Source organism: Streptomyces sp. V1I1, from assembly GCF_030817355.1.
Taxonomy (GTDB): Bacteria; Actinomycetota; Actinomycetes; order Streptomycetales; family Streptomycetaceae; genus Streptomyces.
Genome location: NZ_JAUSZH010000001.1, coordinates 7,597,185 through 7,618,029 on the forward strand (window position 1 = coordinate 7,597,185; position 20,845 = coordinate 7,618,029).

A 20,845-nucleotide genomic window follows, 5' to 3' on the forward strand; every position below is an offset into this window, starting at 1 on the left:
GCGATCACATTGTCTTGGCCGACGTCAGGAGCTCGTGAGGATGACGAGTTGCTGGGTCGCTCGGGTCATCGCGACATAGCGGTCGACCGCTCCTTCGATGCCCTTGCCGAACGCCTCTGGGTCGATGAGGACGACCAGGTCGAACTCGAGCCCCTTCGACAGCTCCGGGGTCAGCGAGCGGACGCGGGACGTCGCCCGGAACGTGGGATCGCCGATGACGCAGGCGATCCCGTCGGCATGCGCAACGAGCCAGGTGTCGAGGATCGAGTCCAGATCCGAAACAGATCCGTGTACGACGGGGACGTCGCTGCTGCGGATGGAGGTCGGCACATTGGCGTCCGGGAGCACGGCCCGGATGACCGGCTCGGCTTCCGCCATGACCTCTTCCGGCGTCCGGTAGTTGATGCTCAGGGAGGCCACGTTGATCCGGTCGAGCCCGATCCGCTCGAGCCGTTCCTGCCACGACTCTGTGAACCCGTGCCTGGCCTGGGCGCGGTCCCCGACGATGGTGAAGCTCCGGGACGGGCAGCGGAGCAGCAGCATCTGCCACTCTGCGTCGGTCAGTTCCTGAGCCTCGTCCACGACGATGTGCGCGAACGGGCCGTCGAGAGGTTCCGGGTCGGTGCCGGGCAGTGCGGTCTCGTCGATCAGGCTGTCCTGCAGGTCCTGTCCGCGCAGCATCGTCACCGCACCTTCACCGTCGTCATCGGCCGCGAGCACGTTGTCGATGACGCCGGCCATGCGCTCGCGTTCGGCGGCGACAGAGGCGTCGTGCCGACGCCTGCGCAGTGACGCCTCCGGGTCGCCGAGCCGCTGCCGTGCGGCGTCCAGGAGCGGCAGGTCGGACACCGTCCAGGCCTGGACATCCGCGCGTTGCAGCTTCCGAACGTCGTCGGGGCTGAGCCAGGGAGCGCACATCCGCAGGTAGGCGGGTACCGACCACAGGTCTCCGACGAGGTCAGCCGCTTCGAGCAGCGGCCACGCGCGGTTGAGTGTCGTGACCAGCTCTTTGTCCTGCAGCAGCGACTTCCGGAACAGGTCGGGCGAGACGTCGCCGTCGTGCTTGTCCATCAGGATCGTGACCAGCTCCTCCCAGATCTGGTCGCGCGCCTCGTTGTGCGGAGTACTTGGTCCTGGTGTTTCGAACGCCTCGGCCCAATCGTCGGCGCTCAGCCAGATGTCGGACCAGGAGGTCGTGACCGTCATCCCCTCGGTGGGAGGCGATTCGTAGAACCTGACGGCAGTCTCGATCGCCGTCACCATGTTCGCGGACGACTTCAGGAGGGCCACGTCCGGGTCGGTCTCGATCGCTGCTCCGGCTCCCTCGGCGACGAGGTCCCGAAGGGTGCAGGTCTGCACGCCCTCCTCTCCGAGGCTGGGGAGGACGTCGGCGACGTAGGCCAGGTAGGGCTGGTGCGGACCGACGAACAGCACGCCTCCCCGACGGTGACCGAGGCGAGGGTCGGAGTACAGGAGGTAGGCGGAGCGGTGCAGAGCGACGACGGTCTTCCCCGTACCCGGACCGCCGTCGACGACGAGAGCGCCGCGGGATCCCGCCCGGATGATGGCGTCCTGGTCGGCCTGGATGGTGGCGAGCACGTCTCTCATCCGGGCCGACCGGTTGCTGCCCAGGCTGGCGATGAAGGCAGACTGGTCGTCGAGCGCGGCGTGCCGTTCAAGCCCGTCAGCGGTGAACACTTCGTCCCAGTAGTCGCTGATCCGGCCGCGGATCCAGCGATACCTGCGGCGGCTTGCCAGGCCCATCGGGTTGGCGTGGGTCGCCGCGAAGAACGGCTCAGCCGCGGGGGAGCGCCAGTCGAGCAGCAGCCGACGACCCGCGCTGTCGGTGAGGCCAAGTCGTCCGATGTACATGGGCTCGGGGTTGTCCGCGCCGACGATGTGTCCGAGGCACAGGTCCAAACCGAAGCGACGCAAGGCGCGCAGACGACCGGTCAGCCGGTGAATCTCCATGTCCCGCTCCATGGCCTCCCGGCCAATGCCGCCGGGCGCCTTGCGCTCGGCATCGAGGCGGTCGGACAGTTCGGCGATCGCCTGCTCGAGGCTCTCCGCGATGGCCGCGAAGTGCTGCTCGTCGTCGGCGACCAGCATCGGGTCTGCTTTGAGGGAGAGGTGGTCGGGAAGGTCGAACGCGCTGGTGGTCAGGGGATTCATGCCATCAGCTCCGATCCGAGGTCGCGCCCGCGAAGTCCGGCGGCGCGCACACCCGCACCTCGGCGCCGAGTGCCCGCAACCGCAGCGCGAATCCCACCACCGGCTCGACGTCACCGCACGACCCATAAACCGACAACAACAAATGCACTTCGTGAATCTCCCATTTCCGCAGGTTCTGGCCCTCGGCCAGCGATTCTGCGGCACGACCCGGGTCTTGCCGCAAGCCCCCCGGTGCGCTATAAGTTGAGAGTGGCAAGGGGTGGGTACTCTCCTTTGCCTATTTCGCCCGCTGTGGACGGACAAGCCCTTCGCGAGGCGGCGACGCGCCACGTACGGCGGTTTCGTCGGCCCAGGAGGATCTCCCATGGGCCTACATGCAGCCGCGGAACGAGAAGTTCGCACCCTCTTCAGCAAGGCCGGCTCGGACATCGTCGAGAGCGCCGCCATGAAACGTGCCCGAGCGGCAGGTGTTGTCCGTCGGAACATCGCCGTCGGCGCTGCGGCTGTCCCAGGCCGACCTGGACCACATTGAGTCGTCCTGGACCAGCACTTTGTGAAACACGCCCCAGGCGCTGCGCGGGCCCGGCAGGCGGCGGATCGCCGAAATTTTGGCTCAAACCATCACGTACGCACGGTAGGACTTGCGTTCGAGGGTGGCTCGCATGGTGGGATGAGCCGATGCGACCCCCCACACGCATATCAGCGCATTCACGAAATCCGTACGAAGAACTCGCTCAACTGGCAGACCCGGAACCCGATTACGCCAACTACGTCCCGCGGGACCCGCTGGAGCTCGGGCTCACCTCGGACCTCGACGACGAGGACGACTGGTCACCGCCCAACCACCGCGGGCAGAGCCGTCTCGCGGCTCTGCCCGCGGTGGTGAAGCTGACCGTCGCGGCGCTCCTGTGCACCGTCTGTCTGCTGCTCGCCGACCGGCTCGCGGAGGCGTACGCGCAGATCAAGGCGGCGGACAAGCTCCAGCAGTCGCTCTCACTCGCCACCAGGCCCGACGTGGACATCCACGGCTTCCCCTTCCTCACCCAGCTCATCGACGAGCGGATCGACCAGGTCGACGTCACGGTGCCGGATGTCTCAGCCGACCGTGTCTCGCTCGCCGAAGTGCGGGCCACCGCCAAGGACGTACGCATCGTCGGCGACGCCCCGACCTCCATCAAGGGCGCCGTCATCGGCAACCTCGACGGCGAGGTGCTGCTCTCCTTCGACGACCTCAACCGCGAACTGGGCGCCTCACAGCTCCGGTTCACCGGCAGCGGCGCCGACGGGGTGCGCGTGAACGGCGAACTCGCCATCGCCGGACAGGAACTGCGCGTACGTGCCCGTGCGCACATCCGGCGCGACAACAGCCGGGCCCTCACCACCACCCTCGACAACATGCAGCTCGACATTCCCGGTGTCGCCACCTATCGGCCCGGCAAGGACGCAGACCATTCGGGACTGCGGCTGCACCGCGAGACGGCCGAGCGGATCAGCCGCGAAGCAGCCCGCGCGAAGGCACTGCTGGCGGTGCCCGCCATCGTGGACCGGCTCGGAGTGCCCAAGGAGCAGGTGCGCCGGGCGCTGCGGAGCGAGGAGGAACTCCACCGGCTCACCGGAGCGCCGAAGTTCGCCGAACGTCTGATGAAGGTCAACCTCGTCGATGTGGTGATCGCGCATCCACAACTGCTGGAGAAAGCGGGCATCGACCCCGCGCTGGTCAAGGGACTGCTCGCGGTCAGGCCGCCGGAGCTCTCGGAGCGGCTCTCCCTCTCCTTCGAGCTGCCCGACTCGCTCAGTGAGCTGCGGCTGCGGGACATCACCGTGGAGCGCGACGGCATCAAGGCGCGCGTGGCCGGATCCGGCCTGCGCGTCGGGGACGCCGCGCGAACGGGCAAGTGAACGGGACCGAGGAAGTGAGCAGGACCGGAAGCTGACACCCACGCCCCCGCCGGGGGCGGGGGTGTTCCCCGCGAGGGGCAGCGCCTAGGCTGGGTCTCGCAGTTGGTTCGCCCTGCCCTCCAGGCAGGCGCGTCGCAAGAGGGAATCCGGTGGAAATCCGGAACTGCCCCGCAGCGGTAAGTGGGAACGACCGCCGTCATACGCACTGGATCCGGAACCGGATCCGGGAAGCGACGGCCAGTAGGTGCCTTCGTACGACACGTACGAGGAAGGCGTGCCCACAAGTCCGAAGACCTGCCACTGCCCGTGCGCGACCGACGTGCGCGGAGATCTCGGTGACCTCGTGGGCGGGTCGGCGGTACGGGCAGCACAGGCACAAGCGTGCCGGTCGCTGCTCCGGTTGCCGTTCCTTCGCGTTCCACGATCCGCTCCGGGGTCGTCTGACGAGTACTCGCGAAGGAGAGTTCCGTGACCAGCACATCCTCAGCCGCCGGAGCCAGGGCCACTGTCTACGGCTATCCGCGCCAGGGCCCCGACCGGGAACTGAAGAAGGCCATCGAGGGCTACTGGAAGGGCCGTGTCGGAGCCGACGCCCTCCGGGAGACAGCCGCTCAACTGCGCCGCGGCAACTGGCAGCAGCTCGCCGACGCCGGCATCCATGAAGTGCCCACCGGCGACTTCTCGTACTACGACCATGTCCTGGACACCAGCGTCATGGTCGGCGCCATTCCCGCGCGCCACCGTGCGGCCGTCGAGGCCGACACGCTCGACGGCTACTTCGCCATGGCCCGCGGGACCCAGGACGTCGCGCCTCTGGAAATGACCAAGTGGTTCGACACCAACTACCACTACCTCGTGCCCGAACTCGGCCCCGACACCGCCTTCACCGCCGACTCCGCCAAGCAGGTCGCCGAGCTGAAGGAGGCGCTCGCGCTCGGTCTCACCGCCCGTCCGGTGCTCGTCGGACCCATCACCTATCTGCTGCTCGCCAAGCCCGCGCCGGGCGTCCTCGCAGACTTCGAACCGCTCACCCTCCTCGATCGGCTGCTTCCGGTGTACGCCGAAGTGCTCTTCGACCTGCGGGCCGCGGGCGCGCAGTGGGTGCAGCTCGACGAGCCGGCCCTGGTCCAGGACCAGCCACGGTCCGTGCTGAATGCCGCGGCCCGCGCCTACCGGGAGCTGGGCAGGCTCACCGACCGGCCCCAACTCCTGGTCGCCTCCTACTTCGAGCGGCTCGGCGACGCCCTCCCCGTGCTGGCCATGGCGCCGATCGACGGACTCGCCCTCGACTTCACCGGGCCTGCCGCCGCCAACCTCGGCGACCTCGCTGCAGTGGGCGGCCTGCCCGGCAAGCGGCTCGTCGCCGGAGTCGTCGACGGCCGCAACGTATGGATCAACGACCTCGGGAAGTCGACCGCCACACTCGCCACCCTGCTGGGGTTCGCCGACCGGGTGGATGTGGCGGCGTCCTGCTCCCTGCTGCACGTGCCCCTCGACGCTGCCGCGGAACGGGACGTGGACACGCAGGTCGCGCGCTGGCTGGCCTTCGCTCGCCAGAAGACGGCCGAGGTGGTCACCCTGGCCCGCGGACTGACCGAGGGGGCCGGCAGCATCGCCGCCCAACTCGCCGCCAACCGGGCCGACCTGCACTCCCGCGCCACCTCCGCGCTCACCCACGATCCCGCCGTACGGGCCCGCTGCGCGGCCGTCTCCGAGGCCGACGCCCGGCGCAGCCTCCGGTACACCGAGCGTGCGGTCGCCCAGCGCTCGCGCCTGGGCCTGCCCCTCCTTCCCACGACCACGATCGGTTCGTTCCCGCAGACCAGCGAGTTGCGCACCGCGCGGGCAGACCTGAGGTCCGGACGCATCGACGCCGAGGGGTACGAGAAGCGGATCGAGGCCGAGATCCGCGAGGTCATCTCCTTCCAGGAGAAGACCGGCATCGACGTCCTCGTACACGGCGAGCCCGAACGCAATGACATGGTGCAGTACTTCGCCGAGCAGCTGAGCGGCTACCTCGCCACCAGGCACGGCTGGGTCCAGTCGTACGGCACCCGCTATGTCCGGCCGCCGATCCTGGCCGGCGACATCTCCCGGCCCGACCCGATGACCGTCCGCTGGACCCGGTACGCCCAGTCGCTGACCAGCCGTCCCGTCAAGGGCATGCTCACCGGGCCCGTCACCATGCTCGCCTGGTCCTTCGTCCGCGACGACCAGCCGCTCGCCGACACCGCACGACAGGTCGCCCTCGCGCTGCGCGACGAGGTGATCGACCTGGAGGCCGCGGGCTCCTCGGTCATCCAGGTGGACGAACCGGCGCTGCGCGAGACGCTACCGCTGCGGAGGGCCGGCCACGAGGCCTATCTGGCCTGGGCGACACAGGCGTTCCGCCTCACCACCGGCGGCGTCCGTCCCGATACCCAGATCCATACGCATATGTGCTACGCGGAGTTCGGGGACATCCTCCGGGCCATCGACGACCTCGACGCGGATGTCATCAGCCTGGAGGCCGCCCGCTCCCATATGCAGGTCGCCGACGAACTCGCGAGGACCAGCTATCCGCGCGAGGTCGGCCCCGGCGTCTACGACATCCACTCGCCGCGGGTGCCCAGCACCGAGGAGGCAACCGCACTGCTGCGCAAGGGACTTGACGCGATTCCCGCTGAGCGGCTGTGGGTCAACCCCGACTGCGGTCTGAAGACCCGCGGCTGGCCAGAGGTGCGTACGTCACTGGAGCACTTGGTCGCCGCGGCCCGCGAGGTCCGGTCCGGGCTGCCCCTTTAGAGCCCCGTGGGGGTCCCCCCGGACGAAGTCTGGGGGAGATTGAGGCGCGGGGTCCGGGGCGGAGCCCCCAGTTGCGGGACTCGCGCCCGCCCCGGACCCGCTACCGCCGCTGGAATGCCTCCAGGATGCGCTCCGCGGCCAGCGTCGCCGTCAACTCCCCGTCCCGCACCTGCTGTTCGAGACCGGGCGCGAGCGCCCGTACCTCGGGATGGCCGTGCAGCCGGTCCCGCAGCTCGTCGTGGACCATCGCCCACGCCCAGTCGATCTGCTGGTCCCGGCGCTTGGCGGCGAGCCGGCCCGTCGAGTCGAGGAGCGCCCGGTGCTGCTCAAGACGCTCCCAGAGGGTGTCGAGGCCGGTGCCCTCGCGGGCACTGCAGGACAGGACCGGGGGAGTCCACGCCGCGTCGGCGGGGTGCATCAGCCGCAGCGCACCGGCCAGTTCACGGGCCGCCGAGCGGGCGTCGCGCTCGTGCGGGCCGTCCGCCTTGTTGACGGCGATGACGTCGGCCAGCTCCAGTACACCCTTCTTGATGCCCTGGAGCTGGTCACCGGTACGGGCCAGGCTCAGCAGCAGGAAGGAGTCCACCATGTTGGCCACAGTGGTCTCCGACTGGCCGACGCCGACCGTCTCGACGAGCACGACGTCGTAGCCGGCGGCCTCCATCACGATGATGGTCTCGCGCGTCGCCTTGGCCACCCCACCCAGCGTGCCGGAGGTGGGGGAGGGCCGCACGAACGCCGCGGGGTCCACCGCGAGCCGTTCCATCCGGGTCTTGTCACCCAGGATGGAGCCGCCCGTCCGGGTCGACGACGGGTCGACGGCCAGCACCGCCACCCGGTGGCCGAGGCCGGTGAGCATCGTGCCGAGCGCGTCGATGAACGTCGACTTGCCGACGCCGGGCACACCGCTGACGCCCAATCGCCGTGCCGCTCCGGAGTACGGCAGCAGCTCGGTCAGCAGCTGCTGGGCGAGCGCGCGATGGTCGGCGCGGGTGGACTCGACGAGCGTGACGGCGCGGGCGATGTAGGCCCGCGATCCTTCACGCACGCCCTTGACATAGCTGTCGATGTCGATCGTGGGATGCATCCGGGGCGCAGTCCTACAACTCGTGGCCGAGCGAGGCACCCAGCGTCTTCACCAGGTCCTGGGCGGCGTCCGGGATCACTGTGCCGGGCGGGAAGACCGCGGCGGCCCCGGCCTCGCGCAGCGTCTCGACGTCCTGGGGCGGGATCACCCCGCCCACCACGATCATGATGTCTTCCCGTCCCTCGGCGGCCAGTTGCTCCTTCAGCGCCGGTACGAGCGTCAGGTGCCCGGCGGCCAGTGAGGAGACGCCGACGATGTGGACGTCCGCCTCCACCGCCTGGCGGGCCACCTCGGCCGGCGTCTGGAACAGCGGGCCGACATCCACGTCGAAGCCCAGGTCGGCGAAGGCGGTGGCGATCACCTTCTGGCCGCGGTCATGACCGTCCTGGCCCATCTTGGCGACCAGGATGCGCGGACGGCGGCCCTCGGCCTGCTCGAACTCCTCGACCAGCGCGCGGGTCCGCTCCACCGCCGGCGACGTGCCGGCCTCGTTTCGGTACACACCGGAGATCGTACGGATCTGCCCCGAGTGCCGCCCGTACACCTTCTCCAGGGCGTCGGAGATCTCGCCGACGGTCGCCATCGCGCGCGCCGCGTTCACCGCGAGCGCCAGCAGATTGCCCTCCAGGCCGGCGCCGCCCGGGCCCGCCTCCGCGGCGGCGGTCAGTGCGCGCAGCGCGTCCCGGCAGGCGTTCTCGTCGCGCTCCGCCCGCAGCCGCCGCAGCTTCTCGATCTGCTGAGTGCGCACCGATGAGTTGTCGACCTTGAGCACATCGATCTGCTCGTCGGTCTCGACGCGGTACTTGTTCACGCCGATGACGGGCTGACGGCCGGAGTCGATGCGGGCCTGCGTACGGGCCGCGGCCTCCTCGACGCGCAGCTTCGGGATGCCGGCGTCGATGGCCTGCGCCATGCCGCCCGCCGCCTCGACCTCCTCGATGTGCTGCCAGGCGCGCCGCGCGAGGTCGTATGTGAGCTTCTCGACGTATGCGCTGCCGCCCCAGGGGTCGATGACCCGGCAGGTCCCTGACTCCTGCTGGAGCAGCAGCTGGGTGTTGCGGGCGATGCGCGCCGAGAAGTCGGTGGGCAGGGCCAGCGCCTCGTCCAGGGCGTTGGTGTGCAGCGACTGCGTGTGTCCCTGGGTGGCGGCCATCGCCTCCACGCAGGTGCGGGTGACGTTGTTGAAGACGTCCTGTGCGGTCAGCGACCAGCCCGAGGTCTGGCAATGGGTGCGCAGCGAAAGCGACTTGGGGTTCTGTGGGTCGAACTTCTTCACCAGCTTCGCCCACAGCAGCCGCGCGGCCCGGAGCTTGGCGATCTCCATGAAGAAGTTCATGCCGATGGCCCAGAAGAACGAAAGGCGCGGTGCGAAGGCATCCACGTCGAGCCCGGCGCCCAGGCCCGCCCGCAGGTACTCCATGCCGTCGGCGAGGGTGTAGGCCAGCTCGAGATCGGCCGTGGCCCCGGCCTCCTGGATGTGATAGCCGGAGATGGAGATGGAGTTGTAGCGGGGCATCTTCTGCGAGGTGTACGCGAAGATGTCCGAGATGATCCGCATCGAGGGTCCGGGCGGATAGATATAGGTGTTGCGGACCATGAACTCCTTGAGGATGTCGTTCTGGATGGTCCCGGCCAGCTTCTCGGGCGGTACGCCCTGCTCCTCGGCGGCCACGATGTACAGCGCGAGAACGGGCAGCACGGCTCCGTTCATCGTCATCGACACACTCATCCGGTCCAGCGGAATGCCGTCGAAGAGCTGCCGCATGTCGTAGATCGAGTCGATGGCCACACCGGCCATGCCGACGTCGCCCGTCACCCGCGGATGGTCGCTGTCGTAGCCGCGGTGGGTCGGCAGATCGAAGGCGACCGACAGACCCTTCTGCCCGGCGGCGAGGTTGCGCCGGTAGAAGGCGTTGGACTCCTCGGCCGTGGAGAACCCGGCGTACTGCCTGATCGTCCAGGGCTGGTTGACGTACATCGTCGGGTACGGGCCGCGCAGATAGGGCGCGATGCCCGGATAAGTGCCGAGGAAGTCGAGGCCTTCCAGATCCTGCCCGGTGTACAGCGGCTTGACGGGAATGCCCTCGGGCGTGTCCCACACCAGATCGCCGTCGTCCTTGCCGGTGCTCTCCTTGACGGCCGTGCGCCACTGGTCCTCAACGACCCCGGACGTGTCGCCGGGCCCGAGCTCGATTCCTGAGAAGTCCGGGATCCGCATCACGCCACTCCGATCCGGTCGAGGGCGGAAGTGAGGACGGCGACCGCGTCGCCGCCCGCGACGACGAATTCGTCGACTCCGGCCTGTACATACGTCTCACGCTGCTCGCCGGGACGGCCCGCGAGGAACACCCGCAGTGCGCCGGCCGCCTTGAGCGCCTCGGCCACCGGCGCGGCCTGCTCGGCGTAGAGGGCGTCGCTGGAGCAGATGCACGCCACCGTCGCCCCGCTGCCGGTGAACGCCTCGGCGACCGAGGTCGCGTCGACGGTGACCGGTTCGTGGACCGCCTCGATGCCGCCTGCCTGGAAGAGGTTGGTAGCGAAGGAGGCGCGTGCGGTGTGCGCGGCCGCCGGGCCGAGGGCCGCGAGAAAGACGCGCGGCCGGGCGCCGGTTGTGACCAGATGCGCGTCCGAGCGGGCCCGCAGGGCTTCGAAGGCCTCGTCGCGGCGCACCTTCGGCAGTCCGCCGGAGGGCGGGGCGGGCGCGGGGTCGCGCTCGACCGGAGCCTGGGCGAGCAGCGGGAACTCGCTGACGCCGGTGACCGGTTCGCGTCGTTTGGCCAGGTTCTTGCTGCGGCTGTCCCAGGTGGCGCCGAGCCGCTCGGAGATCAGTCCGCCGCGCAGGGCGGCCTCCTGGCCCCCGGCGCGCTCGATCTCCTGGAACCAGGCCCAGGCCGCGTGCGCGAGCTCGTCGGTGAGCTGCTCCACGTACCAGGAGCCGCCCGCCGGGTCGATGACCCGGCCCACATGTGACTCTTCGACCAGGATCGTGGAGGTGTTACGGGCGATGCGGCGGGCGAAGCCGTCCGGCAGACCGAGGGCGTGGTCGAAGGGCAGCACGGTCACGGCATCGGCGCCGCCGACGCCCGCGGCGAGCGAGGCGACCGTGGTGCGCAGCATGTTCACCCAGGGGTCGCGCCGCGTCATCATCACCGGGGAGGTCACGGCGTGCTGTTGCTGTGCTCCGGCGGCGGGATCCGCACCGCATGCCTCGGCGACGCGCGCCCACACCCGTCGGGCGGCGCGCAGTTTCGCGATCGTCAGGAACTGGTCGGCGGTGGCCGCGTACCGGAACTCCAGCTGGCCGCACGCCTCTTCGATGCTCAGCCCGCCTTCGCCGAGCGCCCGCAGATAGGCGACCCCGGTCGCCAGCGAGCAGCCCAGCTCCTGGGCCGCCGACCCCGCCGGCCTCGTGGTACGGCAGCGCGTCGACGGTCAGCGCCCGCAGCGCCGGCCACTCGCGTGCGCACAGCGCAGCCATCGCGACGGCGCCGGAGGTGTCGAGGGCCTCGCCGGTCCGGGCCTCGTACCCCAGCGGATCGGCGCCGAGGTTTCCGCGTGCCGACTGCCTGGGCACGCCCCTCTCCTCGTAGAGCCGCAGCAACTCCCGTGCGGCGACTTCGAATTCGGCCCCCGCGTCGATGGCGACGGGCGCGAGGTCGAGATAGACGCCCTCCAGTGCCTTGGCGAGTCCGGAGACGGGAACCCCGGCCGCGCCGACGGACAGCCAGAGCGAGGTGACCCCGTTCTCCAGGTCCGCGAGCACGGCTTCGTTCGTACGTACCGGATCCGGCCGGTCGTGGCGCTGGCGTACGTCCCAGCCGGAGACAGCGCCGCCTTCAGGCCTGCCGCCCCTGGTGAAGGGCGCGAAGCCCGGATATCCGGCGCTGTCCGCGCCGTTGCCTGCGGTGTCCACGGTGTACAGAGGGCGGGTGGTGAGCCCGTCCTCGAGGGACGTGGACAGCAGATCATCGGCCGCCGTGTCCGGGGCGTCCTTGCCTGCCTTGCGCAGCACGCCGGCCACCAGCCGCTGCCACTGCTCGTGGGTCGCATCCGGGAATTCGGCGGCCAGGGAAAACCCGTCATCGGGGAGGACCGTCATGCTCAGATGCTAGGTCAAGCCCACAAAGGTGCAGGAGGGGAGAGGGCTGTGACCTTGCACTCTCCGGGCGGCTCTTGATCCCTACGGCGTGATGGCCTATTCGGGTGCCGCGATGCCGGGGCGGCCGTACGGTGGGATCGTCAGCCCTGGGCATCGTCAGCCCTGGGCCGGACACTCTCCGTACGGAAGGCGGGAACCCGCGATGGCCGGTGAGATCTCCTTCTTCGAACTGGGCGTGGGCGACTTCGAAGCGGCCCGCACCTTCTACGGCGGCCTGTTCGGCTGGACCTTCGAGCAGGGCCCGACCGAGGGCGGCGGCTATGCGATCCAGACGCCGAACGTCCCCGGCGGAGTGCACGGCGGCGACCCGGGCGCGAGCCCGTACCTCTTCTTCAAGGTCGACGACATGACGGCCGCGCTCGACCGGGTCCGTGAACTCGGCGGCACGGTCGACGACTTCGACATGGGCGACGACGAGACGATCGCCCGCTTCGGCCGCTTCAAGCTCTGTCACGACGACCAGGGCTCGCCCTTCGGCCTGCACGAGCCTCCGAAGAGCGGCTGACTCCGCGGCGACCGCTACGGCTGCGTTTCCTCCCGGTCCTGGCGTGGGACCCATTCCGTTCACGAATCCGTACGCCTTGCTGGGACATAGCTTGTCCGGCCCCCATTTTCCCGTCCCTGGATGACGCCATGTGCTGGAGTGCGACTGCCGACCCGGTGGCCGGCACCTGCATCTCCGCGATCGGCGTGGCCTGCGTCGCGCAGGCGCACCGGGCCCGTGATCTGCCGCTCGCCTCGCTGCCGCTGCTCCTCGGGGCCCACCAGATCATCGAGTCCGTCGTGTGGCGGTCGGGCGGCGGCTCGGGCCCGGCCACCATGGCGTGGGCCGTGATCGCTCTGCCCCTGCTGCGCCAGCCCGATGCCCGCTCCCAGGACGACCGAGATGATGACGGTCTGCCAGGCCGCGCTCATCAGGCCGAGCCCCGCCCCGTAACCGATCGCGATGATCAGCATGCCGAGCAGCAGGGAGACCTTGGGGCCGCGCTGGGCGGAGATCCGTGCGTAGAGCGGGGCGACGAGCATCATTGTCAGACCGAGCGGCGCCACACACAGGCCCCCGACCACCATCGACTGGCCGAGGCCGTAGCCCGTGGACCGCGGCAGTTGCAGAAGCTGGGGGAGGACCAGCGAAGCGGCGTAGAACGCGACCCCGATCATGATCGAGGCGAGGTTGGTGAGCAGCACCTTGCGTCGTGCGGTGGTACGCAGGTCCACCAGCGGCGCGGCGCTCCTGAGCTCCCACACCCCCCAGAGCCCGAGGATGGCGGCCGCCGCTGCGAACAGGCCCAGCGTGGTGGACGAACCCCAGCCCCAGTCGCGGCCCTCGGTGACCGGCAGCAGCAGACAGACCAGACCCGCGCTCAGCCCGATCGCGCCGAGCACATCGAAGCCGCCCCTGGCACGGAGCGAAGTCTCGGGCACGAGGAGAACGGTCAGCAGCATCGACAGCACGCCAAGCCCCGCGGCGGCGAAGAACAGCGTGTGCCAGTCGGCGTGCTGGGCGACCAGGGCAGCGGCGGGGAGGGCGAGCCCGCCGCCGACACCGATCGAGGAGCTCATCAGGGCCATCGCCGAGCCGAGCCGCTCGCGCGGCAGTTCGTCACGCATGATGCCGATACCGAGCGGGATGGCGCCCATGGCGAAGCCCTGAAGCGCCCGGCCGACGATCATGGTCACCAGGTCGTCGGTGAATCCGCAGAGGACCGACCCGACGACCATGACCGCGAGGCTGGAGAGCAGCATCCGCCGCTTGCCGTACAGATCGCCGAGCCGGCCCATGATGGGCGTGGCGACGGCGCCCGCGAGCAGGGTGGCCGTCAGGACCCATGTCGCGTTAGCGAGCGTGGTGTTGAGGAGCTCCGGCAGGTCCTTGATGACCGGTACGAGAAGGGTCTGCATCACCGCGACGGTGATGCCGGTGAAGACGAGGACGGGGACGATGCCCCTGGTTCTGCGCTCCCGCACGTCCGGAAGTGCCCCGGAGGGCTGTTCGGCTGTGGTCTGCGGCATGCGTGCGGCCTCCGGGGCAGACAGCTGGGGAGAGCGTCGGAAACGGATCCGGCGGACAGCGGCGGCCGCCAATTACGTGCAGTGTGAACGCTTCTTCGCCCCACCCTTATTCCTGTATTCCTGTGCCGGTTTGACAACTGTCGTAGGGGTACCCGAAGCCCAGGACAATTCCGCATACCGGACCGAGGAGGCATTCCGATGGAACCCGGCGGCAGCGCCGGCGTGCGCCTGGTGATGGAAGACAGGACGAAGAAGGGCCGGATACGCACGTACATCCCGGCCCGTGCGGAACTGCGTGGCGGCGACGAAGGGAACAACGCCCCGGAACTGGAGAGCAATGTCGTCCGTGGCGAGGACTGAGCCCATGGCCTGGGCCCCCACGGACCAAGCCCCGGACAACCCCGGCCGCGAACCCATGGAATGGCTATGGGAAGCCGCCTGCGTGGACGAAGACCCGGATCTGTTCTTCCCTGTCAGCACCACCGGCTCGGGAGCCGATCAGGTCGAGCGGGCCAAGAAGGTGTGCCGCCGCTGCCCGGTCGCGGACCGGTGCCTCGACTGGGCGCTGAGGACCGGACAAGGGACCGGCGTGTGGGGCGGCATGGAGCCGTCGGAACGCCGCAGCGTGCGAGGTCGGCGTTCCCGGGCGAACGTCACATAAAGTGCCCGATTGCGAACATTGAGTGACGGGCGCAATGTGGATGAGTCAGTCAAACTCCACGGTGAAAGGAACCGTCATGAGCAAGAGCAAGGCCAAGGCCAAGCAGATGAAGGGCAAGCTCAAGGAGACCGCGGGCGACGCCATGGACGACAAGCGCATGCAGGCTGAAGGCCGCGGTGAGCAGGCGATGGGCAAGGCCCAGGAGGCCGCGGAGAAGGCCGGCGATCGGATCAAGAAGTCCGGACGGTAGTCCGGCAGGCCGGAAGAGCATGCACGGGCCCTGTTCCTGTGCCGCCGTGCCGACGCTGCCGCGTCCGTACGGCTGCCAGGGCGGGGCCCGTGGGCCGTTCCGGAGGCGGCGCCGGTTGCGTGGTCAACGGCCGCGGCGCGCCGTGCCCCGTCGCTGGTCGGCCGGCGCCGTGATGGACCGGGACTGCGCATGCTCGTAGACCATCGTCGACTGCACGTCCGCGACCTCGCGGCGTTCGGTGAGTCGGTCGATGACGAAGGCGTACAGCCCGTTGACGTCCGGGACCGCGACATGGATGAGGAAGTCGTACGGTCCCGATGTGACGAACAGGCCGATGGTCTCCGGGAGTTGAGCCGCCCACTCGCGGAAGCCCTCGATGACCGGGCGCGACGGCGGCCTGATCCGCACCGAGATCAGCGCCTGCACCGGGCGGCCGACCGCCTCCAGGTCCAGGGCGGCGTGAAAGCCGCTGATGACGCCGCGCTCGCGCAGCGCCTTGACGCGCTCCAGCGAGGTGGAGGGAGAGACCTCGGTCTTGGCCGCCAGATCGCGGTTGGTCTGCCGTGCATCGTTCTGCAGCTCCCGCAGTAGAGCCCAGTCGAGCGCATCAAGTTTCATGAAATCGATCCTCAGCCTGATGAAGTTCGTCGGAGCTCCACATCGTACGCACTATTGCCTAGCGTCCTGAGGCATGACCGCACAGAATGACGCGGCTGTGCCGCAGCTGTCCCAGGAAGAAGTACGCACCGATCTGTCCACCCGCGAGGCCAGGCTGAAGTGGGTCATCGTCGTCGACGAGCAACTGCCCGCCGGGCGTGCGGTGAACGCGGCTGCCTGCATGGCCGCGGCCGTCGGCAAGGCCCTCCCGGACCTGCTCGGCGGCCACGGCCACGACGCGTCGGGCCATGTTCACCCGGGGCTGCCCTGGGCGGGCTGCTCGGTGCTGGCCGCCGACGCCGCCACCGTCCACGCCCTTCGGGAGAAGGCCGCGGCAAAGGCCGGGATCTTCATCGTCGACATGCCCGAACCCGCCCAGAGCTCCCGGGTCTACGACGAGTACCTCGACCGCCTCGCCGGCACGAAACACGAGGACCTGACGTACCACGCGGTGAGCCTCGTCGGCCCGCGCAACCAGGTGAGCAAACTCGTCGGGAAGCTCTCTCTGCTGCTCTGAGTCCGCCTCGCCTCGTTCGCTCAGCCGGTCACCCGCAGCACGAGCTTCCCGCGGGTGCGGCCTTCCTGGCCCCGGCGATGGGCATCCGCGGCCTCCGCCAGTGGCAGTACGGCCTCCACCTCGACGCTCACCGCGCCCGTGTCGACCAGCCCGGCGATCCGGGCGAGCGACGCACCGTCCGGCTCCACCAGGAAGGCGCTCGCTCGCAGCCCCTGGGAGCGGGCCGTCTCCAGGAGCTCGGGGGAGACGCCGGACGGCACGGCGATGATCGTGCCGCCGGGGCGCAGCGTCTTGAGCGACCGGGTGCTCGTGGTGTCCTGCCCGTCACCGACCAGATCGATGACGACGTCGACGTCGCGCACCGCGTCCTCGAAACGGACGGCCGTGTAGTCGACCAGCTCGTCGGCGCCGAGCGAGCGTAGCCAGTCGTGCTTCGCCGCGCGCGCCGTGCCGATGACATGCGCGCCGAGGTGCTTGGCGAACTGCACGGCGAAGTGCCCCACACCGCCCGCCGCCGCGTGGATCAGCACCCGCTGTCCGGCCTCGACGTGCGCGGCGTCGACGAGCGACTGCCAGGCGGTGAGCGCGGCAAGCGGCATCGCGGCGGCCCGGTCGTGGTCGAGCCCGGTGGGCTTGCGGGCGAACTGGCGCGAAGGCGCGGTCACAAACTCCGCGTACGCACCGGCCTGACGCGGGAACCACGGCATGCCGTACACCTCGTCGCCGACCTCGAGCGTGTGGACGCCGAAGCCGACCTCCTCCACAACGCCGGAGACGTCCCAGCCCAGGATGAACGGCGGCTCTCCCAGAGCACCGGCCATGCCGCCGCCCTCACGGGTCTTCCAGTCCACCGGGTTCACACCGGCGGAATGCACCCGCACCAGTACCTCAGTGGGCAACGGCTCGGGCCGCGGCACCTGTGCGAGCCGCAGCACTTCGGGGCCGCCAAGGGCGTCCTGGGTGATCGCGCGCATGGTCGGACGGCTGCTCATGTCAGGTCTCCTGCGGTGAATGCATGGCGCCACGCAGTGAGTGAACTGCCCGAGGCCTAGCGGGCCTCGTACGCGACCCCCGCGACGACCAGGTCCTCCCAGGCCATGCCGACGCTCTTGAACAGCCGGGGCCGCGAGACGTCGGCCTCCGCCGTGCCGCGGGCCAAGTCCGCGAGACCCACGAGGGACTCGCGATCCAGAGCACCCGACTGGACCGCGAGGATGATGTCACCGGCCTCGCGCAGCGCCGCGGCGCGCGCCTCGACCACCACCGTCGAGCGGCGCACCGTCTCGTCGTCGACCTCGCGCGCCTGCGGCTCGTGGGAGCCGACGGCGACGACCGTCGCATGCGCGGGCAGCGTCGATCCGTCGAAGAGGGGAGTACGGGCCGTGGTACAGCAGGCCACCAGATCGGCCTGCGCCACCGCGTCCGCCGTACCCGTCTCGACCACCGGTGCCGAATCCTGCCCCGAATCCCCGTACTGCTGAAGGAAGGCGGCGAGACGGTCGAGGTCGCGGCCGACGACCGTGATGTGCCGGATCGGGCGAACGGCCCGCAGCGCCTCGACATGGCTGTGCGCCTGAGGGCCGGTGCCGAAGACGACCAGGCGCTCGGCCCCCGGCACGGCGAGCAGGTCCGCCGCGGCCGCCGAGACCGCGGCGGTACGGATGGCGGTCAGCGCGACACCGTCCAGCACGGCCAGCGGGCTGAGCGTCTTGGCGTCCAGCAGCAGGTAGGTGCCCTGAATGCGGGGGAGTCCGAGCGCAGGGTTGCCCGGCGCCACCGTGGCGATCTTGACGCCCGCGTAGCGGCGGGAGTGCGAGGGCATCAGCAGTAACTGCCCGTGGCTGACCGGGACCACGGAGCGGGCCGGGTCGGTCTCGGGGTCGAGTCCCTCGCACAGTGCGTCCTGGAGCGCGGCGATCGCGGCAGCCATGGGGAGAGCCTCGCGTACCTCGTCGGCCCCGATGACCGTTGTCGCACCCTTGCTCATCTGCCCTCCAGCGCCCTGTGAGTGAAACGCTACAGGGCACGCACCGGCCGGGCGGCCCCTCGTCCACGGACAGGGCCGCCCGGCCGGCGACACACCGAGCACGTCAGACGTTGGGCACCCTGAGTCTGTCCCAGCTCGACTTTCCCGGAATGCCGTCGGCGTCGCTGCCCGTGAAGCCCAGTTTGCGCTGCCATGCGGCGTACGACTTGCGGTCGGCCTCCGACCAGTCCGGGCTCGGCCCCACTTCGTACCGGCCGCAGCCCTCGGCCACGAGCCGCTTTCCCATCGCCGTGATGATCGGGCTGCGCCGGCCCGGCGCGAAGAACGCGGCGCCGGGGAACGGCTCGTACTTCGCCGGGGGCTTGGGCGCGGGCGGCGTGGCCGGGCCGTCCGGCCTGCCTCCGAGCCGGGCCTTGATCCGGGCGCGCATCGAGTCCATCGTGAACCCGCGCGGGTCGACCTTCCCCGGCTGCCACTCCTTGTGGCCGATCACCGAGCGATACGACCAGCCGTGCGCCCGGCAGATCGCCGCCGAGGCCTTCTCGATCGCCTCCAGCTGAGCCGCCGGCCACGGGTCCTTGCCATTGCCGAGGTTGACGCACTCGAAGCCGTAGAAATACCGGTTGCCGTCGGTGTTGGCCTCGTTGTCGGCGGGCAGCGCCGTCTCGTTGATCACTGCGCGCAGGACGTCGTCGTCGCCGAGTCCGGCGTGGTTGGCCCGGCCGTTGCCGACCATGTGGACCGTGCCGTCCTTGGCGATCACCCCGTGGCACAGCGGGCCCGGCAGGCTGGAGTGGCCGTTGTAGCAGATGTCCACGGAGTTCTGGGTGCCGGAGGTCACGGTGTGATGGATCATCACCCCGTGCATGGGCCCCCAGGGGCCCTTGTGATTGCGGTTGTGCGTGCGCCAGCTCCGGTGCTCGACGACCTGCAGCCCTTCGTCACGCAGGACCTTGAGCAGTCTGGAGGCGGACAAAGGCGTTGCCATCGTGGTGCTCCCTTCCCAGGTGGTACGTCTCCCAGGTGGTACGTCAGTTCTCGGGCTGTCGTTCGACGTCCTGCCCCGTCGGCTGCGAGCCGGAATCGTCCGGCGCCGCGCTCTCGGCGGCCGCGGCCTCCGCCTCGAATGTGGCCTCCGCCTCCAGCGCCTGTGCGTCGGCGGCCGGGATGGCGGTCGCCAGTGGCCCGAACGCCAGCCGCAGATCCGCCACCGAGCCCTCGCCCAGCACCCAGGCCAGCGGCGCGTAGTGCACCTGATTCCCGGCCGGGGCCTGCAACAGCGGCCGGCGCGCCGCGTCCGTCGGCCACTCGACATTGCCCGTCGCCGTACGCGCCACAACCGTCCAGAAGTCGCCAGGACGGTACGTCCTGCCCGGCTCGAAGTAAACGAACACGCCGTCCTCCAGCGGCAGCCAGCCACCCTCCTCGATCCGCAGCGCCCCGCCCCGCAGCTTCGCGGCACCCTGCTTCGTACGGCTCGAACCGCTCCGCGACCCCGACCGGTGGTCCCAGCGCCGCAGGAACGGGTGCAGCTCGGGACGCCGCCCGACCGACGGGTCCGGCTCGCCCGACAGCCGCACCCGGCGGCCCGGCAGATCGACCTCCTCGACCCGCAGCAGCGGCAGCGGCTCGCCGCGGCTGATGTAGGCGGTGTCCACGAACTCGACCCAGTCACCGACGTTCAGATCGAGCTTGTCGTCGCTGCCCAGCGACGCCAACTCCACCCAGGTGCCGTCGAGTTCGTCGACCGGGAAGGTCACCGACCCGTTCTCCCGCGACCACTTGAAGGTCGCGTCCTTGGCCGCGCCGCCCTCGTGGATCTCCACCCGGTACAGCTGGTTCTCCTGGCCCCGGTAGCGGGCATCCGGCTTCACCAGGCACGGGTCCTCGTCCGCATGCTCGGGTCGCTCGCTGCGCGCCGCCATCCGCGCGCTCGGCGCCTGCGCCGCCGCCCACTTCGCGAACGCCGCGCGGACCTGGTCCTTCGTAGCGCCGTCCTCCAGCTCCAGCTGCGAGCCGGGCAGCGGCAGCACCTGCCAGACGACCTTCAGCCGGGCCGCGGTGTCGGGCATCGCGGAGCCCAGCGCCACCTCGCGCAGCAGCGGGTCCTCGGCCGCGGTGACCGAGCGCTCCCACACCTTCAGATAGGCCAGATACGGGAATTGGGAAGGCAGCCGGTCGCCGGGGCGCTCCGGGTCCCGGTGGCCGTCCGGCTGGTCCCAGTACGTCCAGGTGGCCGGCGGCTGCGCATCGGCGGGCGCGTCCTTCTCGCCCTCCTCGGCCATATGCCCGTCGTCCACCACCGGGACGCCCGCCTGCGGGCGTGTGGCGTCCAGCAGGATGCCGTCCACGTAGTAGCGGCCGCCGCCGATGGAGAGATCGTCCAACTCCCGGCTGCCGCCCAGGAAGTGCAGTTCGAAGCCGGTCGCGCCGCGCGGCCCGCCGTGCTGCCCGATCAGATCGGCGGCGGTGGTACGGGCCTGCACCAGCTGGATAGCGGTCTGCTCATTGGCGTCGGCGTCGAGCTGGACACGGCCCTGCTGTGCGATCACCGCCGAGTAGTGCCGGTCCGGCCGGAAGGTGATGCGGGAGATGTCAGCGTGCATGGGAAGGGGTCCCCCTCGGAAGTTCGGCAGTCGGTGAAAAAGTCGTGTCGGGT

General features: G+C 70.1%; 15 protein-coding genes, 3 pseudogenes and 1 riboswitch. Of the genes and pseudogenes, 8 read left to right on the forward strand and 10 right to left on the reverse strand.

Annotated elements, in window-relative coordinates; all coding sequences use genetic code 11:
- Positions 1–24 precede the first annotated feature (24 nt).
- Positions 25–2,172: an RNA polymerase recycling motor ATPase HelR gene (helR, locus tag QFZ67_RS35610; RefSeq protein WP_307665162.1), complete on the reverse strand. Its 2,148-nt coding sequence runs from the start codon at positions 2,170–2,172 to the stop codon at positions 25–27.
- 678 nt (positions 2,173–2,850) lie between these two features.
- On the opposite strand from helR, the gene QFZ67_RS35615 reads away from it, so the two are divergent.
- Positions 2,851–4,071, forward strand: coding sequence for a DUF2993 domain-containing protein (locus tag QFZ67_RS35615; RefSeq protein ID WP_307665163.1), 1,221 nt, complete (start codon positions 2,851–2,853; stop codon positions 4,069–4,071).
- Positions 4,072–4,157: 86 nt separating this feature from the next.
- Positions 4,158–4,388, forward strand: a riboswitch (cobalamin riboswitch).
- 151 nt (positions 4,389–4,539) lie between these two features.
- The gene (gene metE, locus QFZ67_RS35620; protein WP_307665164.1) at positions 4,540–6,855 is read left to right on the forward strand and encodes a 5-methyltetrahydropteroyltriglutamate--homocysteine S-methyltransferase; all 2,316 of its coding nucleotides are present in this window, start codon (positions 4,540–4,542) and stop codon (positions 6,853–6,855) included.
- A gap of 100 nt (positions 6,856–6,955) precedes the next feature.
- Here metE and meaB read toward each other — a convergent pair whose 3' ends face one another.
- From meaB to QFZ67_RS35635, 3 genes and pseudogenes are all read right to left on the reverse strand, one after another.
- Complete coding sequence (meaB, locus tag QFZ67_RS35625; protein ID WP_307665165.1) at positions 6,956–7,942, reverse strand: methylmalonyl Co-A mutase-associated GTPase MeaB; 987 nt, start codon at positions 7,940–7,942, stop codon at positions 6,956–6,958.
- Positions 7,943–7,955: 13 nt separating this feature from the next.
- Positions 7,956–10,160 (reverse strand): methylmalonyl-CoA mutase, encoded by a 2,205-nt coding sequence (gene scpA / locus QFZ67_RS35630; RefSeq protein WP_307665166.1) that lies wholly within the window; start codon positions 10,158–10,160, stop codon positions 7,956–7,958.
- Positions 10,160–12,041, reverse strand: a pseudogene (locus QFZ67_RS35635) (methylmalonyl-CoA mutase family protein). The gene scpA and the pseudogene QFZ67_RS35635 overlap by 1 nt, the downstream one beginning before the upstream one ends.
- 202 nt (positions 12,042–12,243) lie before the next feature.
- Here QFZ67_RS35635 and QFZ67_RS35640 point away from each other — a divergent pair.
- Positions 12,244–12,606, forward strand: a complete 363-nt coding sequence (locus tag QFZ67_RS35640; RefSeq protein WP_307665167.1) for a VOC family protein — start codon at positions 12,244–12,246, stop codon at positions 12,604–12,606.
- A gap of 128 nt (positions 12,607–12,734) precedes the next feature.
- Positions 12,735–12,953 (forward strand): annotated as a pseudogene (locus QFZ67_RS35645) (DUF6629 family protein); the annotation flags it as partial.
- On the opposite strand, the pseudogene QFZ67_RS35650 reads toward QFZ67_RS35645, so the two are convergent.
- Positions 12,954–14,114: pseudogene (locus QFZ67_RS35650) on the reverse strand (MFS transporter); the annotation flags it as partial. It abuts the pseudogene before it with no gap.
- Positions 14,115–14,312: 198 nt separating this feature from the next.
- Between QFZ67_RS35650 and QFZ67_RS35655 the strand changes: the two are divergent.
- From QFZ67_RS35655 to QFZ67_RS35665, 3 genes are all read left to right on the forward strand, one after another.
- Entirely contained in the window at positions 14,313–14,474 is a 162-nt protein-coding gene (locus tag QFZ67_RS35655; protein ID WP_307665168.1) for a hypothetical protein, read from the forward strand.
- Positions 14,475–14,478: 4 nt separating this feature from the next.
- Positions 14,479–14,775, forward strand: a complete 297-nt coding sequence (locus tag QFZ67_RS35660; RefSeq protein ID WP_373430165.1) for a WhiB family transcriptional regulator — start codon at positions 14,479–14,481, stop codon at positions 14,773–14,775.
- A 76-nt stretch (positions 14,776–14,851) separates the two neighbouring features.
- Entirely contained in the window at positions 14,852–15,025 is a 174-nt protein-coding gene (locus QFZ67_RS35665; protein WP_307665169.1) for a CsbD family protein, read from the forward strand.
- A 123-nt stretch (positions 15,026–15,148) separates the two neighbouring features.
- On the opposite strand, the gene QFZ67_RS35670 is transcribed toward QFZ67_RS35665, so the two are convergent.
- Entirely contained in the window at positions 15,149–15,643 is a 495-nt protein-coding gene (locus tag QFZ67_RS35670) for an Lrp/AsnC family transcriptional regulator (protein WP_307665170.1), read from the reverse strand.
- 73 nt (positions 15,644–15,716) lie between these two features.
- Between QFZ67_RS35670 and QFZ67_RS35675 the strand changes: the two genes are divergently transcribed.
- Positions 15,717–16,199 carry a DUF2000 domain-containing protein gene (locus tag QFZ67_RS35675; RefSeq protein WP_307665171.1) on the forward strand — a complete coding sequence of 161 codons (483 nt, stop codon included), beginning with the start codon at positions 15,717–15,719 and terminating at the stop codon, positions 16,197–16,199.
- A gap of 20 nt (positions 16,200–16,219) precedes the next feature.
- Here QFZ67_RS35675 and QFZ67_RS35680 read toward each other — a convergent pair whose 3' ends face one another.
- The 4 genes from QFZ67_RS35680 to QFZ67_RS35695 form a co-directional block, all read right to left on the reverse strand.
- On the reverse strand, positions 16,220–17,191 hold the full coding sequence (locus QFZ67_RS35680) for an NADP-dependent oxidoreductase (RefSeq protein ID WP_307665172.1): 972 nt from the start codon (positions 17,189–17,191) through the stop codon (positions 16,220–16,222).
- 56 nt (positions 17,192–17,247) lie between these two features.
- Positions 17,248–18,186: an ornithine cyclodeaminase family protein gene (locus tag QFZ67_RS35685; RefSeq protein WP_307665173.1), complete on the reverse strand. Its 939-nt coding sequence runs from the start codon at positions 18,184–18,186 to the stop codon at positions 17,248–17,250.
- Between the two features lie 103 nt (positions 18,187–18,289).
- Positions 18,290–19,174 (reverse strand): peptidoglycan-binding protein, encoded by an 885-nt coding sequence (locus tag QFZ67_RS35690; RefSeq protein ID WP_307665174.1) that lies wholly within the window; start codon positions 19,172–19,174, stop codon positions 18,290–18,292.
- Between the two features lie 43 nt (positions 19,175–19,217).
- Positions 19,218–20,792 (reverse strand): DUF6519 domain-containing protein, encoded by a 1,575-nt coding sequence (locus QFZ67_RS35695; protein ID WP_307665175.1) that lies wholly within the window; start codon positions 20,790–20,792, stop codon positions 19,218–19,220.
- Positions 20,793–20,845: the final 53 nt, after the last annotated feature.